General features: G+C 34.4%; 12 protein-coding genes. 5 read left to right on the top strand and 7 right to left on the bottom strand.

What is annotated here, in order from left to right; all coding sequences use genetic code 11:
* The first annotated feature begins 135 nt into the window (after positions 1 to 135).
* Positions 136 to 459: a DUF485 domain-containing protein gene (locus tag CD29_RS08870; RefSeq protein ID WP_036185548.1), complete on the top strand. Its 324-nt coding sequence runs from the start codon at positions 136 to 138 to the stop codon at positions 457 to 459.
* On the top strand, positions 456 to 2,000 hold the full coding sequence (locus CD29_RS08865) for a solute symporter family protein (protein WP_036185545.1): 1,545 nt from the start codon (positions 456 to 458) through the stop codon (positions 1,998 to 2,000). The genes CD29_RS08870 and CD29_RS08865 overlap by 4 nt, the downstream gene beginning before the upstream one ends.
* Positions 2,001 to 2,061: 61 nt before the next feature.
* On the opposite strand, the gene CD29_RS08860 is transcribed toward CD29_RS08865, so the two are convergent.
* The 3 genes from CD29_RS08860 to parE all read right to left on the bottom strand — a co-directional run bounded on the left by CD29_RS08860 (position 2,062) and on the right by parE (position 7,576).
* Positions 2,062 to 2,976: a DMT family transporter gene (locus CD29_RS08860; protein ID WP_036185541.1), complete on the bottom strand. Its 915-nt coding sequence runs from the start codon at positions 2,974 to 2,976 to the stop codon at positions 2,062 to 2,064.
* 191 nt (positions 2,977 to 3,167) lie between these two features.
* A complete protein-coding gene (parC, locus tag CD29_RS08855; RefSeq protein ID WP_036185533.1) occupies positions 3,168 to 5,603 on the bottom strand; it encodes a DNA topoisomerase IV subunit A in 2,436 nt (811 codons plus the stop codon).
* Positions 5,600 to 7,576 carry a DNA topoisomerase IV subunit B gene (gene parE / locus CD29_RS08850; protein ID WP_036185530.1) on the bottom strand — a complete coding sequence of 659 codons (1,977 nt, stop codon included), beginning with the start codon at positions 7,574 to 7,576 and terminating at the stop codon, positions 5,600 to 5,602. The genes parC and parE overlap by 4 nt, the downstream gene beginning before the upstream one ends.
* 509 nt (positions 7,577 to 8,085) lie before the next feature.
* On the opposite strand from parE, the gene plsY reads away from it, so the two are divergent.
* Together plsY and CD29_RS08840 are read left to right on the top strand one after the other, a co-directional pair.
* Positions 8,086 to 8,688, top strand: coding sequence for a glycerol-3-phosphate 1-O-acyltransferase PlsY (gene plsY, locus CD29_RS08845; RefSeq protein ID WP_036185528.1), 603 nt, complete (start codon positions 8,086 to 8,088; stop codon positions 8,686 to 8,688).
* 43 nt (positions 8,689 to 8,731) lie between these two features.
* Positions 8,732 to 9,028, top strand: a complete 297-nt coding sequence (locus tag CD29_RS08840; RefSeq protein ID WP_036185525.1) for a HesB/YadR/YfhF family protein — start codon at positions 8,732 to 8,734, stop codon at positions 9,026 to 9,028.
* A gap of 79 nt (positions 9,029 to 9,107) precedes the next feature.
* Here CD29_RS08840 and CD29_RS08835 read toward each other — a convergent pair whose 3' ends face one another.
* On the bottom strand, positions 9,108 to 9,488 hold the full coding sequence (locus CD29_RS08835; RefSeq protein ID WP_036185524.1) for a hypothetical protein: 381 nt from the start codon (positions 9,486 to 9,488) through the stop codon (positions 9,108 to 9,110).
* A 232-nt stretch (positions 9,489 to 9,720) separates the two neighbouring features.
* Between CD29_RS08835 and CD29_RS08830 the strand changes: the two genes are divergently transcribed.
* The gene (locus CD29_RS08830; protein ID WP_052124083.1) at positions 9,721 to 10,623 is read left to right on the top strand and encodes an SDR family NAD(P)-dependent oxidoreductase; all 903 of its coding nucleotides are present in this window, start codon (positions 9,721 to 9,723) and stop codon (positions 10,621 to 10,623) included.
* Positions 10,624 to 10,681: 58 nt separating this feature from the next.
* Here the strand turns inward: CD29_RS08830 and CD29_RS08825 are convergent, their stop codons facing one another.
* The 3 genes from CD29_RS08825 to CD29_RS08815 all read right to left on the bottom strand — a co-directional run bounded on the left by CD29_RS08825 (position 10,682) and on the right by CD29_RS08815 (position 15,284).
* The gene (locus CD29_RS08825; protein WP_036185522.1) at positions 10,682 to 12,262 is read right to left on the bottom strand and encodes an amidohydrolase; all 1,581 of its coding nucleotides are present in this window, start codon (positions 12,260 to 12,262) and stop codon (positions 10,682 to 10,684) included.
* A gap of 153 nt (positions 12,263 to 12,415) precedes the next feature.
* Positions 12,416 to 14,422 (bottom strand): methyl-accepting chemotaxis protein, encoded by a 2,007-nt coding sequence (locus CD29_RS08820; RefSeq protein WP_036185520.1) that lies wholly within the window; start codon positions 14,420 to 14,422, stop codon positions 12,416 to 12,418.
* 145 nt (positions 14,423 to 14,567) lie between these two features.
* A complete protein-coding gene (locus tag CD29_RS08815) occupies positions 14,568 to 15,284 on the bottom strand; it encodes an SIR2 family NAD-dependent protein deacylase (RefSeq protein ID WP_235801807.1) in 717 nt (238 codons plus the stop codon).
* Between the last annotated feature and the right edge of the window lie 42 nt (positions 15,285 to 15,326).

The following is a 15,326-nucleotide window of genomic DNA, read 5'->3' as shown; positions in this document are numbered from 1 at the left end:
ATATTTTTTAAATTTATTTTCTTAAAAACTATTGCAATTTTGTGAACAAGTAAATAAAATGGAAATTGTAAAGTCTATTAACTAGAATTTTACAAACATAAAGCAGCAAATTTATTCAAAATTGGGGGTATGTTCATGGCGAAAGAACAAAAAGTGATCGATTATGACAAAATTGCCGAATTGGAATCGTTTAAGAAGCTAACAAAAAAGAAAAATAAATTTCTTTGGACAGTAGCGGTAATCTTCTTTACAGTTTATATGCTATTACCTGTTTTAACTTCCTACACAAACTTACTACACCAAAAAGCAATTGGTGAAATTACATGGGTTTGGCTATACTCTGCTGGATTATTCATAATGGTATGGGGTCTTGCCCACTTCTACGTATCTAAAGCTACCGGCTTTGATAAGGATGCGGCAGATGTAATTAGTGAATATGAAGGAGGTGCTCGTAAATGAGTCCAATAGCGATTACAATGTTCTTAGGAATTGTGGGTATTACTTTATACATTACTTGGTGGGCATCAAAAAGAACGAGCACTGCAACGGATTTTTATACAGCAGGTGGAGGTCTAAAAGGCTGGCAAAACGGACTAGCTATTGGTGGAGACTATTTATCTGCAGCGTCATTCTTAGGGATCGCGGGTGCGGTTGCATTAACTGGATTTGATGGTTTCTACTTCTCTCTAGGTTATTTAACAGCATATTTAGTTGTATTATACATTGTTGCTGAACCATTACGTAACCTTGGTAAATTTACTTTAGCTGATATGATTACAGCTCGATTTAATGTATCGAAAGTTCGCGGAGCTGCTGCTCTAAGTTCAATAGTTATCGTATTATTTTACATGATTGCACAACTTGTTGGTGCAGGCGCACTTATTCAATTATTATTCGGTCTTGAATACTGGGTTTCTGTTTTAATCGTAGGGGTTATGATGACAATCTACGTATTATTCGGTGGTATGACAGCTACATCATGGGTACAAATTATTAAAGCCGTTCTTTTAATGTTCGGTACAATTATTATTTCAATCCTTGTATTAGCGAAATTTAACTTTAATATCTTATTTATGTTTGAAACAATGACTACTGTGACTGAGCATGGACAAGCATATTTAAACCCAGGTTTAAAATATTCTAACGGAATTGATACAATTTCCATGTTACTTGCTTTAGTACTAGGAACAGCTGGTCTTCCACACATTTTAATGCGTTTCTTCACTGTAAAAGACGCAAAAACAGCTCGTTCTTCAGTTATTTGGGCAACTTGGATCGTAGGTTTATTCTACGTATTAACAATTTTCTTAGGATTCGGAGCTGCTGCGTTTGTAGGTTCAGCTGAAATTGTTGCTGCAAACCCTGCAGGTAATATGGCTGCCCCACTTCTAGCTGAAGCACTTGGTGGAGACTTATTATTCTCATTCGTATCTGCGGTTGCATTCGCAACAATCTTAGCGGTTGTAGCAGGTTTAGTACTTTCAGGTGCATCTGCATTATCACATGATATTTATGGCCAAATTATTAAAAAAGGCAAAATTTCTGAAAAAGAGCAAGTGGTTGCTGCTCGTGTAGGATCATTAATTATTTCTGTAGTTTCGATTCTATTAGCTTTAGGAGCTCAAACATTAAACGTTGCATTCTTAGTATCATTAGCGTTCTGTATTGCTGCTTCTGCAAACTTACCTGTTATTATTTATACAATCTATTGGAAGCGTTTCAATGCAAATGGTGCAGTTACTGCTACTTTAACAGGTTTAATCTCAGCGTTAGTCCTAGTAGCACTTTCTCCAAACGTTTGGAATCCAGTTGCTGGTAAAGCAATCTTTGTTGGTGATCCATTAGTGTTCTTAACTAACCCAGCAATTATTTCTGTACCACTTGGATTCTTAGGTGGAGTTATTGGAACATTACTTTCTAAAGAAGTGGATGAAGCTAAATACCGTGAAGTTGAAGTAAAAGCTCAAACTGGTATTTCAGTACAAGATGTTTCACACTAATAGTAAAACCTCGAGTTAATAACTCGAGGTTTTTTGCTTGTTGTTCCCTACTGTTTTTTGACTAATTTTCAGTAACATTTTTCTGTTTTTTCTTATTTGATAATATAAAGATGGTAGCTAATATACATAATGTGCCGATCCAATCTATCCAACCAAACGTTACTCCTAAAAAGATTACTGTTGTTATTACCGCTGAAAGAGGTTCTGCACAAGCTAGTAAACTTGTTTCAGATGCAGTTAAGTATTTTAAACTTTGTAAATAACAATAAAATGCTATTACGGTTCCACAAATAACAACAAATAAAAAAGCGAAGTTCGTTGAAAAATACCATTCGCCTTGAAACATCCATGGTGGATGAACAAAGCTAAATACAAATCCACCAATAATCATTCCCCAACCTACTACGATTAGGGAACCCCATCTTTGTAATAGTTTAATAGGTTGTATGGTATAAAAAGCAAGGCCAAAAGCAGAAAGAATTCCCCATACAAAACCTTCAACAGAGATAGCTAAACTTTCAATATTGCCATGTGTAACAAGTAAAAATGTCCCCAGCATAGCAAAGAAAACTGCAGCTATTTCCTTCATAGATGGTTTTCTTTTAGCTATTAGAATGTAATAACTTGTTACTAATACAGGACCTAGGTATTGAAGAATTGTAGCAGTTGCGGCATTAGAATGCGTAATAGCGGCTAAATATGTATATTGAACACCTATCATTCCAATGACTCCAAAAATAATAATAGCTAGTATATCAGCCTTTTGACGCCAAATATCAAAGATTCTATTTCCTTCTTTTTTATAAGCAATCAGTATTAACAGTAATCCAGCTGATAATAATCGGACAGTTGTTAACCATTCCGTACTTATTTGTAAAGTTTGAAATAAGTATTGGGATACAGTTCCAGAAACTCCCCAAAACATAGCTGCGGTCAAAACTAAGAATATCCCCTTGCTGCGGTCATTCAACACCATTTTTCATAATCCTCCATTAACCGTCGAATGATTCTATGTTAGTATGATTCTCACTATTTATCAACAACTATTAATATAAAAAGAAAAAGAATGAACTACCTTAAAGTCAGTATTTTAAGGAGTCCATTCTTTTCATAATATAATCATGGGAACATATATTTGGGATTTAGAAAATATATAAATATTTCCTTTTATTCATTACTCTCTTTTGTTATAACTTTGAAGTACAGAGGTTCGCCATCATTTGAAACATCTAACTTCAGTGAACCATTTGAGTATCGATCAGATTTTGCAAAACTAGAAACAATAAAGCTTTCTTCTACATTATTTTCGGTTATTATTTTGATAGTATCATCGGGTTTAACTGTGATGACTGCAAATATTCTATGAGGATTTGATTTCAACTCTTTTAGTATAACTACTCCTCTTTTTGCTCTAGAACTTGTTTCTATTTCTGAACTACTCATACGTTTGATTGCACCACGATGTGTAATTACGATTAAATCGTGTTCAGTATCCTTTTCTATAGAATTAATTGATACTAAGTAGTCATTATCTTTTAAGTTCATGCCTTTAACGCCACCGGTTTTTACACCAGTTACAGGCAATTCTTCTAAGTCAAATCGGATTGTATAACTTTGATAACTAGTTAATAACAAATCTTTGCCTGGTGTAATTAGTGAAACGTGGACCATCTCATCATCATTTTTTATATTCATTGTTCTAATCGTTTTTGAGTATCTTGAGACTGCATATTCAGTTAACAATGATCGTTTTATTTGGCCAAGCTTAGTTGCTGTTAAAATGAATATATTCTCTTGTTTGAAATCTTCAATACCTATTACTTCAATAATTTCTTCTGAATCTTCTAAAGGAACGATGCTTGATATATGTTGACCTAGATCTTTCCAGCGAATATCTGGAAGTTCATGAACAGGTTGATAGATGTAGTTTCCTTTATTTGTAAACAGAAGTAGATGATGTTGTGTATTCATCATTGACTCAAATAATAAGTAATCGGATTCTTTCATGGCGAAATCCTGCCCATTCGAAGCAGCATGGGAACGAGTACTTGTCCGTTTTATATAGCCGTCTTTTGTAACTGTTACAACTACTTCTTCACTCGGAACAAGTACATCAAGTGTAATTTTAATTTCCTCAATCTCAGCTTCGATGTCTGATCTTCGAGGCTCTGCAAATTTCTTTTTTATTTCTAGAAGCTCTGCTTTTATCACTTTATTTAACTTACTCTCATGATTTAATATTTCCGTTAACTCATCGATTGTTTTACGCAATTCTTCTTCTTCAGCACGAAGCTCAGTTATATCTGTATTTGTTAGTCTATATAATTGTAAGCTAACAATGGCTTCTGCTTGAATTTCTGTGAAAGCGAATTGAGAAATTAAGTTATCTTTTGCATCTCGTTTATCTTTAGAAGCACGGATTGTTTTAATGACTTCATCTAGAATCGATAATGCCTTCATTAATCCATCGACAATATGTAAACGATCTTTTGCTTTTTGTAAATCAAATTCAGAACGTTTTGTAATCACTTCTTTTTGGTGAGCTATATACGCATCTAACATTAATGGTAAAGTCATCATTGTTGGTCGACGATTATGGATAGCAATCATATTAAAATTATAATTGATTTGTAGTTCGGTATTTTTATATAAGTAATTTAAAATACCGTTACCGTCCACGTCTTTTTTTAGTTCGACAACAATTCTTAAACCAGTACGGTCAGACTCATCTCGAATATCAGCAATACCTTCTAATTTTTTATCTACACGCATTTCGTCGATTTTTTTAACTAAGTGCGCTTTATTTACATCATAAGGGAGTTCTGTAATTACGATTTGTTCCTTACCGCCTTTTATAGGCTCAATCGTTGCTTTAGAACGTACAATTATTTTCCCTCTGCCCGTTTCATAAGCTTTTTTAATCCCATCAATTCCTTGTATTATTCCACCTGTAGGGAAATCAGGACCTTTAATTACTGTCATTAATTCATCGATTGTGCAGTTAACATTTTGTAGTCGCATTAATGCTGCATCGATTGTTTCAGCTAAATTATGAGGTGGTATATCCGTAGCGTACCCTGCGGATATACCAGTTGAACCATTTACTAATAAATTTGGAAATCTGGAAGGTAGTACAGTTGGTTCCATGTCTTGATCATCGAAATTTGGTACAAATTCAACTGTTCTTTTTGTAATATCACGTAGCATTTCTGCAGCAATTGCGGAAAGTCTCGCTTCTGTATAACGCATCGCAGCTGGTGGATCACCATCGACTGAACCATTATTTCCGTGCATTTCTATTAACATATGGCGAGATTTCCAATCTTGACTTAAACGAACCATAGCGTCATAAACTGATGAATCACCATGTGGATGGAAATTACCAATTACATGTCCGACTGTTTTAGCAGATTTTCTAAATGGTTTATCATTCGTATTTCCTGATTCGAACATGGCGTATAATATACGACGTTGTACAGGTTTAAGACCGTCTCTTGCATCTGGAATTGCTCTGTCCTGGATAATGTATTTACTGTAACGACCGAATCGATCGCCCATTACTTCTTCTAATGGTAATTCTTGAAATCGTTCGGCATTGGTCATACTTCTGTCTCCTCCTCATGATGGATGAAGTCAGCAACTAATGTATTTGAATCTTCTTCCATACCAAAATCAACATTTGCCTCAATCCATTTTCGACGAGGCTCTACTTTATCTCCCATCAGTGTAGTCACTCGACGTTCAGCACGGGCACCGTCTTCAATCGTAACACGTATCAAAGTGCGTGTTTCTGGATTCATCGTTGTATCCCATAATTGGTCAGCGTTCATCTCACCTAAACCTTTGTAACGCTGAATAATATAGCCTTTTCCAACTTTTTTAATAGCAGATTGTAATTCTTTTTCAGTCCAAGCGTACTCGATAATTTCTTTTTTACCATTGCCTTTAGAAATTTTGTAAAGTGGTGGCATTGCAATATATACTTTTCCAGCATCAATGAGTGGTCTCATATATTTATAGAAGAATGTTAGTAATAATACTTGGATATGTGCGCCATCTGTATCCGCATCCGTCATAATGATGACTTTATCGTAAGCTGCATCTTCAACCGCAAACTCAGGACCTGCACCAGCACCAATTGTATGAATAATAGTAGCAATTTCTTCATTTTTCATAATATCTGAAAGCTTTGCTTTTTCTGTATTAATAACTTTCCCGCGCAAAGGTAGAATTGCTTGGAACGTACGATCACGCCCTTGTTTGGCAGAACCTCCTGCAGAATCTCCTTCAACTAGGTACAATTCATTTTTTGCTGCATTACGTGATTGTGCAGGTGTCAATTTACCAGATAGAAGCGTACTCGCTCTCTTTTTCTTTCCATTTCGTGCATCTTCACGGGCTTTTCTAGCCGCTTCACGAGCTTGTTGGGCACGGATTGCTTTACGGACAAGTGAAGAAGAAAGCTCTGCATTTTCTTCTAAAACATAAAGGATTTGTTCTAATACAACAGATTCAACAGCAGAACGTGCTTCCGTAGTACCTAATTTACTTTTCGTTTGTCCTTCAAATTGAAGTAAATTTTCAGGAATACGAACAGAAATAACAGCAGATAAACCTTCTCGAATGTCTGAGCCTTCAAGATTTTTGTCTTTTTCTTTTAATAGACCTGTTTTACGAGCGTATTCATTGAAAACTCTTGTTAATGCGGATTTTACACCTGTTTCGTGTGTACCCCCATCACGAGTTCGTACATTGTTAACAAATGAAAGGATTGTTTCTGTATATCCATCATTAAATTGGAATGCAAATTCAACTTCGATTTCATCTTTTGCACCTTCTACATACTTTACTGGGTGCATAACATCTTTTTCTTCATTTAAATATTGAACAAAGGCTTCGATTCCGTTTTCATAATGAAATACATCATGTTGACCTTCTCCACGCTCGTCAATGATTTCAATCTTAAGCCCTTTTAATAAAAATGCTGATTCACGTAAACGCTCTGCTAAAATCTCATAGTTGTATTTTGTAGCTGAAAAGATTGTGTGATCGGGATGGAAGTGAACGAGTGTTCCAGTTTCCTTTGTCTTACCAATAACTTCAAGCGTTGTTACTGGTTTTCCTCCATTTTCAAAACGTTGACGGTAAATTTCACCATCACGATAGATAGTTACTTCTAAGAATTTCGATAAAGCGTTTACAACTGATGAACCAACTCCGTGCAATCCACCACTTGTCTTGTAACCGCCTTGTCCAAATTTTCCGCCTGCATGTAAGATTGTAAAGATAATTTCAGGCGTTGGTTTTCCTAACTTATGCATTCCTGTAGGCATACCGCGACCATAATCTCTAACGCTAATTGAATTATCTTCATGTATTTTTACAATAATATGTGATCCAAAACCTGCGAGTGCTTCATCAACTGCATTATCAACTATTTCATACACTAAGTGATGAAGGCCACGAGAATCTGTAGATCCAATATACATCCCCGGTCTTTTTCTAACCGCATCTAAACCTTCTAGTACTTGTATGGCATCGTCATCATATGCGATGCCTGGCTGATTAATTGCCAATTCAAATCCCCTCCAAAAAACAAACGTCCGTTCTCTTTTTCTATTTAATCGTACTGACATTTATATTTACTGTCAATAATTAGCATGTCAAAGTAATTCAATTGTATCAAATATAAATTAAATTCGACAAACAGAACTTTATCCCGAGTTATAAATACCTCTCACTGAATGAAGTATCACTTTATTCTAAACTATAATTGTACCTAATAATCGAAAATAGTAAATATTATATTTAGATATAGAAATATTCACGATAATTTTTACTATTCCTTCATTTTCATACATCAATTTTTGAAAAAAGTATGTTAAATATGTAATTGCTCTATGTTATAAATGTAATGCATTATAAAACTATTAAAAAGACACTTCCTTACCTATTAAAAAAAGTGTAAAATGGTTATTGCTACATACTAGTACCAACTAATAAGTATTAGTGGAAGTTATCTCGTTTAGCTTCCGAACTTTCAATGTATATCTAAACAAATAATAAATCATGAAAGGAACACACTATGGTAAATGCAATAGTAATAATTTGTGCTTATTTACTTGGCTCCATTCCGTCCGGTTTATGGATTGGAAAAATCTTTTATAAAACCGATATCCGCGAACATGGTAGCGGAAATTTAGGTGGTACGAATTCATTTCGTGTTTTAGGGAAAAAAGCAGGAATTATTGTCACATCAATTGATATTTTAAAAGGAACAGCAGCGGTATTATTACCTTTGATTCCGTATTTTTCTGAGTCAACAATTCATCCACTAATACTTGGAGGAATTGCAGTAATTGGTCACATGTTTCCTATTTTTGCAGGGTTCCGAGGTGGAAAAGCCGTTGCTACTTCAGGTGGTGTGTTATTAGGTTATACATGGCCATTTTTTATAGTGTTAATTGTAGGATTTTTTATTGCTTTAAAAATTACAAAAATGGTTAGTTTTTCGTCAATGGCTGTCGCTGTTGTTGGTCTAGTATACAGTACTATTTACTGGATTGTTACTGGCGATTATGCATTGTTTATTGTTGTAGCTATATTGGCTGCATTTATTTTCTATCGTCACCGCGCAAATATTAAACGAATAAAAGAAGGTACTGAGCCAAAAGTTAAATGGATTTAGTGTCGTTCTTTTGAAATTGTTCTCTTTGAAAGGAATGGTCACGTTGAAGATTGTTATAACTGACGAAGCACTTGATTGGTTTAAAAAAGAAATGGATATTGAGCCTGGAGATTATATCCGTTTTTATGCAAGGTATGGTGGATCATCACCCTTTCACGAGGCATTTTCCCTTGGAATGAACCGTGAAACACCACTTGATGTAGGGGTTGTAACAACTGTTCAAGGCGTTCATTTCTATATTGAAAGAGATGATATATGGTTTTTTAATGACCATGACTTACATGTAATTGTAAATTCTAAACTAGACGAACTAGCGTATGAATATAAAAAGTCAAACTAAAATACAAATGCAAGGTTTAGACATTAAAAGTGCGGAATTGTCTTGAATGTACTACATTCAAAACAGTTCCTTTTTAAATTTAAAAATTCTTCACATTTACGACTTCTTTATCAAATCCTAGTGAGATAACCATTTCATTATAGGAATTTAATACTTGTTCATAAATTGTTTGAACACGATCTACATTGACTTCCCCATCGAAATCAAAACGTGCCACATCAAATTCCTTTGAAAATAGTATTATATTTTCTTTAAAGAGTTGCACTTCGGTATATTGCTTCACATCTTCATTTGCATATGTATATACGTTAAACGAATGAGAATTTGCAGTGAAACGCTCAATTAATGCACCACGATTGCTTCCTTTTTTACCAGCAACCCATTTTAAGTCCTTCATCGTATTAAGAATTGTACGTGCTTGTTTTACTAGCATATCAACAAAGCTGTTTGTAACACTCATATTAAACACCCTTTCTAATACTTTCGAAAGTAATCTATGTTTTATTTTATCACTAATCTGAACGAATTACATAAACAGCGTTTTTTCTACATTAATTCATGAAAGTAATTTAATTGAATTTTAAAATTCTATAATTCTTTATAATTCGACGCATATAGTTTTAGTAAGCTACTTTTTAACAACTATGTTTGTCTTGTTAAAAGGCGTATTTAACTAAAAAGGAGTGCAGCTATTGTCTTGGACTAAAGAAGACATGACTCAACAATCTGGGAAAACAGTCGTTATTACAGGGGCACATAAAGGAATTGGTTATGAAACTTCACTAGCATTTGCAGAAAATGGTGCAACAGTTATTCTTGCGGTTTCTGATTTTCATAAAGGAAAATCAATACAAGAAAAAATTCTTTCAGTTTTTCCAGATGCAAAAGTAGATGTTATGTACCTAGATTTAAATGAATTAGAATCTATCCATGAATTTGCGAAGGAATATAAGACCAATTATCGAACGTTATCCATTTTGATACTTAATGAAAGTATTCATTCAGTGCAACAAAGAAAGACAAAGGAAGGATTTGAGTCTCATTTTGGAGTGAATTTTTTAGGTCACTTTGCTTTAACAGGGTTATTACTTGATTTACTTAAGATTACACCAAATTCACGAGTGATAACTATAGGAGACAAACTCTCAGGTAAAACAAAATTGTCTTTTGGTCATTTTAAAGGTTCCAAAAATTATCAACCAGATAAATTTTACACTCAAAGTAAACTTGCTAATTTGCTATTTGCAAAACATTTAGATGAAAAATTTAAAGAATATAACATCCAAACTATTAGTGTATGTTGCCAAACCCCAACAGATAGTAAAAAAGTTGATTCTGCACGTAGCAAAGTAAAATCTTCAAAGTCAACATCTAATGATGAAGTAAAAGATAAAGAGAAACATAAATTCCCCCTTACAGTCTTGTATGCCGCGACTAGTAGTTCTTTATTAGGTGGCGAATTTATTGGTCCATCAAAAAATAAAAGTAACACACCATCCGAATTGAGTACGTTAAAAAAAATGTATGATAAAAATGTTGCCCATAATTTATGGCAAGTATCGGAGAACTTATGTGGTGTTAACTACAAGTTTTAAATAATAACCCGTAGAATAAACCCCGAGAAGATAAGAACTTCTCGGGGTTTTTTTATATTTAATCTATACTGTATACAATTTCACCTGCAACAACGGTTTTAAGCGTTGTTGCCTTTAACATATCCTCTGAAGAACCATCAAGTAAATCGCGGTCAAAGATAGAAAAATCAGCATCATAACCTGGTTTTATTAAACCTCTCTCGTGCTCTTTGCAAATTGCTTTAGCACTACCTAAAGTGTAAAGCTGTATTGCCTCGAAACGAGATAGTTTTTCTTCTGGTAAGTACCCATTATGCGTATCACTAACTTTTTTACGTTCAACTGCAGCATAAATTGTTTTTAGTGGATCTACATCTTCTATAGGCGTGTCTGTTCCAAATGCGCAAATTAAGCCGCTATCAATCAATTTTCTCCATGCATATGCCCATTCCAATCGGTCATTACCTAGACGTTCCATTACCCAAGGGAAATCAGAAGATACAAACGCTGGTTGTATATCTAAAATAATTGGGAGTTTTTTTAGACGTTCAACTAAATCTTCTCTCAGTACACATGCATGAATAAGTCGGTCTCGTTGTCCATATGGAACTGGATACTTTTCAATTGCTCGTATCATCTGTTCTGCTGCAGCATCCCCAATTGTATGAATAGCTACAGCTGAATGATATTTCCGCGCAAGTCGTACATAATCTTCTAGTTGTTCATCTGTTTGAATGAACATCCCAGTATTATTTGGGTTATCTGTATACGGTGTAGAAAGTGCTGCGGTCGAACCACCTAAAGCACCATCCGCAAATATTTTCATTGCACCTGCTTCTAAAAATGCATCATCGTACACAACATTGTCTTTAATCAGTTGTTCAAATACTTTTACATGACGTAGTAAATGTACACGGAAGTGACGTTTCTTTCCGATTACACGTTGATACGCAGTGAGTGGGTTTAAATAGTGACCGAAGTAACTCAAATCTTCGGAATGAGCACCTGTTAAACCTTTTGAATGCATATCTTGAATTGCCAGCTCCATGGCATTTTCTAAATAATCAATATATGCTTCACCTTCTTTTGGAATTGAAGAATCTAACAGTTCCTTTGCTTTTTCAAAAAGTCTCCCATTAAGTTTGCCGTTTTGATCTCTACCAATTTCTCCGCCAAAAGGATTTTCTGTTTGTTCTGTAATTCCAGCAGCTTCAAGCGCACTTGTGTTCACTAATGCTTGATGAAGACAAACTCTATTTAAAACAATAGGTTGTTTTCGAATAGCATCTAGTTCTTGAATAGTTGGAATTCGGCGATCAGGAAAGTTGTTTTCGTTCCAACCTTCGCCAAAAAGCCACTGGTCACTGGATGACTGTTTAGATGCTTCAGTAACCATTTCTAGCAACTCCTCACATGATGTTGCTTTTGATAAGTCTAAACGTAATAGTTTTTCACCATGCCAAAGAATGTGAAGGTGGCTATCTACAAAACCAGGATACATAGTAGCACCGTTCAAATTGATTTTTTGATCTGCTTGTTTTTCTAGATCAATTTTTCTACCTACATCTATTATCTTCCCATCCTGTACTAAAACGGATTCTACTGTTTCATTTTCTCTTTCCATTGTGTAAATTTTACCACCATACCAAAGTTCGCTCATACAATTGTCCCCTTAAAATAATTTAACAACTCTATTATAAAGGAAAACATTTCAATCTCTAAATAAATTTGATAGATAAATGTATGGAATGTTTAAACAAAAAGGACACTCTAGAAACGTTACTTCTAAAGTGTCCTTGTAAGTACTTTTTAGTTATAGTTTAAATGTTTGTGCAGCTTGTTTAAGTTCATCTGCCATTAAAGCAAGAGTATTTGCAGATGCAGCGATTTCTTCCATTGTTCCATTTTGATCAGCAGATGCATAAGCGATTTCTTGGGTATTACGTTTTGCTTGAGCTGTAATATCCGTTAAATTAACCATATCCTCTACCATCTTACTAGAATAGACATCAATTTTTGTACTTTCTTCTAAGATATTATGCATTTGAATAGAGACATTGCTAATTGATTTTGCTATTTTTTCAAATTCGACTCCTGCTTGTTCTACTAAAGCTTTCCCATCATTCACTGCAAAACTACCTTCATTGATCGCGTTGATGGATGCAGTAATTTCTAATTGTATTTGTTTAATTAATTCACTAATTTGACCAGATGCTTGACTGGATTGTTCAGCAAGCTTTCTAACTTCTTCAGCAACTACCGCAAATCCCTTGCCATATTCTCCGGCACGGGCTGCTTCAATAGCTGCATTTAATGCAAGTAAGTTTGTTTGATTTGCAATATTTGTGATGACGGAAATAATATCTCCAATTTCAGTAGATTTTTTCCCTAGTGCATGTATAGTTACAGATGCAATATTTGTCTTTTCATCTACTAATCTCATTTGACTGATCGAATTATCAATAACTTTAGTACCCGTTTTTGCAGCTAGTACTGCGTTTTCGGTAATTGTATTAGTTTCCTCAATATTTGTAGATATTCTTGAAATCCCCTGAGAAATATCCGTAACAACATGTTTTGTATCTTCAGTAATAGCAGCTTGTGACTCTGAATTTGATGCAATGGTTTGAATAGAAGCTGCAATTTGTTCAGCAGATTGAGCTGTTTCTTCTGAGCTTGCTGTTAACTCCTCTGATGAGCTTGCGACGTGTTCAGAAGCTGTTCTTATTTCTGAGACGAGGTGCTTAATATTTTGAACCATAACATTAAAGTTGGTTGATAACTCACCTAGTTCATCTTTCATTTTCACTGCTAAAGGCTTGATGGATAAATCTCCGCTAGCAATCATATTCATACGATAAGCTACTGACAGTATTGGTCGAGTAATACTACGGACAATAACAAGCGATATAATAACGATTAGTATCGCAGTTATTCCAATAAGGATATATGTAGTAATCTGTATTGAACTCGTAGCAGAAAGAATGATACTTTCTGGAACTTGAACACTTAATCCGAAACCTACTGATAATATAGGTGTGGAAGCAATTAAGAAATTCTCATCATTATGTTTAACATTAAAGATACCGCTTTGATTTTTACTATTATGTAAGACCGATGCAAATTGCTCATTTATGTTCGATTCATCTACTGATACTCCGACCAGTTTTTCATTGGGTGAAACTTGAATAATGCCTTGACCATCTACTAATGTTAACTGAATAGAGTTATTGTTATTATCGGTTAGTAAGGAATCTACTAAAACTTCAAAGTTTGCAGAACCTGCAAGGATACCAACGATATTTCCATTTTCATCTTCGATTGGAGTTGCTGCGACTACAATACGATTACCTGTAGCTTTTGATACTAATACGTCAGAGTAGTTCGAATTTCCATCTAGTGCAATTGGAACATAACTTCGATCGCTATAGTCTGATCCTATACTTTCAGGTTTTGAATGTGCGACAACTATACCATTTGTGTCTATAGCAAACATTGTCTCAAAAACATCTGAACGTTCTTCTAGCATTTGTAAATATGGAATGATTCGTTCAATGTCCATCGATTTCATAATGTCACTTTTAGATGCAATTTCCATCTCGGAAAGTTGTGCATTAAACCACTGGTCTACTGATTTCGCTTTTGTATCAACAATACTTAACATTGATTGTTGTTCTTTATCGACAATTATATTGCTATTAATCCGTTGAATGATAAAAGATACGAGTAGAAGTGGTATTAAAGAAACAATGATAAACCATGCCATAAATCGAGTTCGAATACTGTGTGTGCGGTGAGAATCGCGAGACTTTTTACTCATTCTCATAACCTCTTTCTTTACTAGTGCGAATTTACAATAAGTAGTATAAATGTGGAAAATTATTATAACAAAATATATTTTAATGGAAAGATGGATTAAAAGAAATCAAAATTTAAAAAAATCAGCAATTTGAATCAATTGCTGATTATAAAATATTATTGACCAATTTTAATATTTCTTTTGCTTTTCCTTTGATCATTAAATCAAATCTAGCATGATCGTGTATATCTAAATTAACATAAACTTTTTTACCTTCTGTCATAACAGGTAATTGGCTAACTGGGTATATTTCAAGACTTGTACCTATAACAATTACTAAGTCGGCTCGTCGTATACGGTTTAATGAGTCCATCCAGCTATGTTCAGGTAAGGTTTCACCAAATAAAACGACATTTGGTCTTAGTTTTCCACTACAATGTTTACATACTTCCTTATTTAGAAATTCCGATAAGGTTGCAGGTTGGTTACATGAATGACATCTGATGGTCTTAATTGTCCCGTGTAATTCATTTACCTTTCGATTTCCGGCAAGTTGGTGAAAACCATCAACATTTTGTGTTGCAACACAGTCTAGGACCCCCTTATTTTCCCATTGCCCAAGTATGTAATGACCTTCATGAGGAGTGTATTTTTCTAATGACTGAATTCTATAACTATAAAAATCATGAAATAGTGCATAGTGATTCTCTAAAGCTTCAACTGTTGCAACTGTGCGCGGGTCTATTTTGTTCCACCATCCTGACTGGGAACGAAAATCAGGAATCCCACTTTCTGTGGACATTCCAGCTCCTGTTAAAACAATGGTACTTGTAGAACTTTTTAACCAATTAACTAACTGTAAAATCTGGTCTTGTTGATTCACAACTAAACCTCCTCATAGTAGTTATTAACCTTATTTTACCAT

The sequence above is a fragment of the Ureibacillus manganicus DSM 26584 genome (assembly GCF_000772945.1).
Taxonomy (GTDB): Bacteria; Bacillota; Bacilli; order Bacillales_A; family Planococcaceae; genus Ureibacillus; species Ureibacillus manganicus.
Note: the sequence above shows the minus strand (reverse complement) of the source record. Positions and strands in the feature narration are given on the sequence as shown.

Coding starts and splice junctions, on each gene's coding strand:
- CD29_RS08870 (WP_036185548.1), top strand. CDS start 136: ATGGCGAAAGAACAAAAAGTGATCGATTATGACAAAATTGCCGAATTG.
- CD29_RS08865 (WP_036185545.1), top strand. CDS start 456: ATGAGTCCAATAGCGATTACAATGTTCTTAGGAATTGTGGGTATTACT.
- CD29_RS08860 (WP_036185541.1), bottom strand. CDS start 2,976: ATGGTGTTGAATGACCGCAGCAAGGGGATATTCTTAGTTTTGACCGCA.
- parC (WP_036185533.1), bottom strand. CDS start 5,603: ATGACCAATGCCGAACGATTTCAAGAATTACCATTAGAAGAAGTAATG.
- plsY (WP_036185528.1), top strand. CDS start 8,086: ATGGTAAATGCAATAGTAATAATTTGTGCTTATTTACTTGGCTCCATT.
- CD29_RS08835 (WP_036185524.1), bottom strand. CDS start 9,488: ATGAGTGTTACAAACAGCTTTGTTGATATGCTAGTAAAACAAGCACGT.
- CD29_RS08825 (WP_036185522.1), bottom strand. CDS start 12,262: ATGAGCGAACTTTGGTATGGTGGTAAAATTTACACAATGGAAAGAGAA.
- CD29_RS08820 (WP_036185520.1), bottom strand. CDS start 14,422: ATGAGTAAAAAGTCTCGCGATTCTCACCGCACACACAGTATTCGAACT.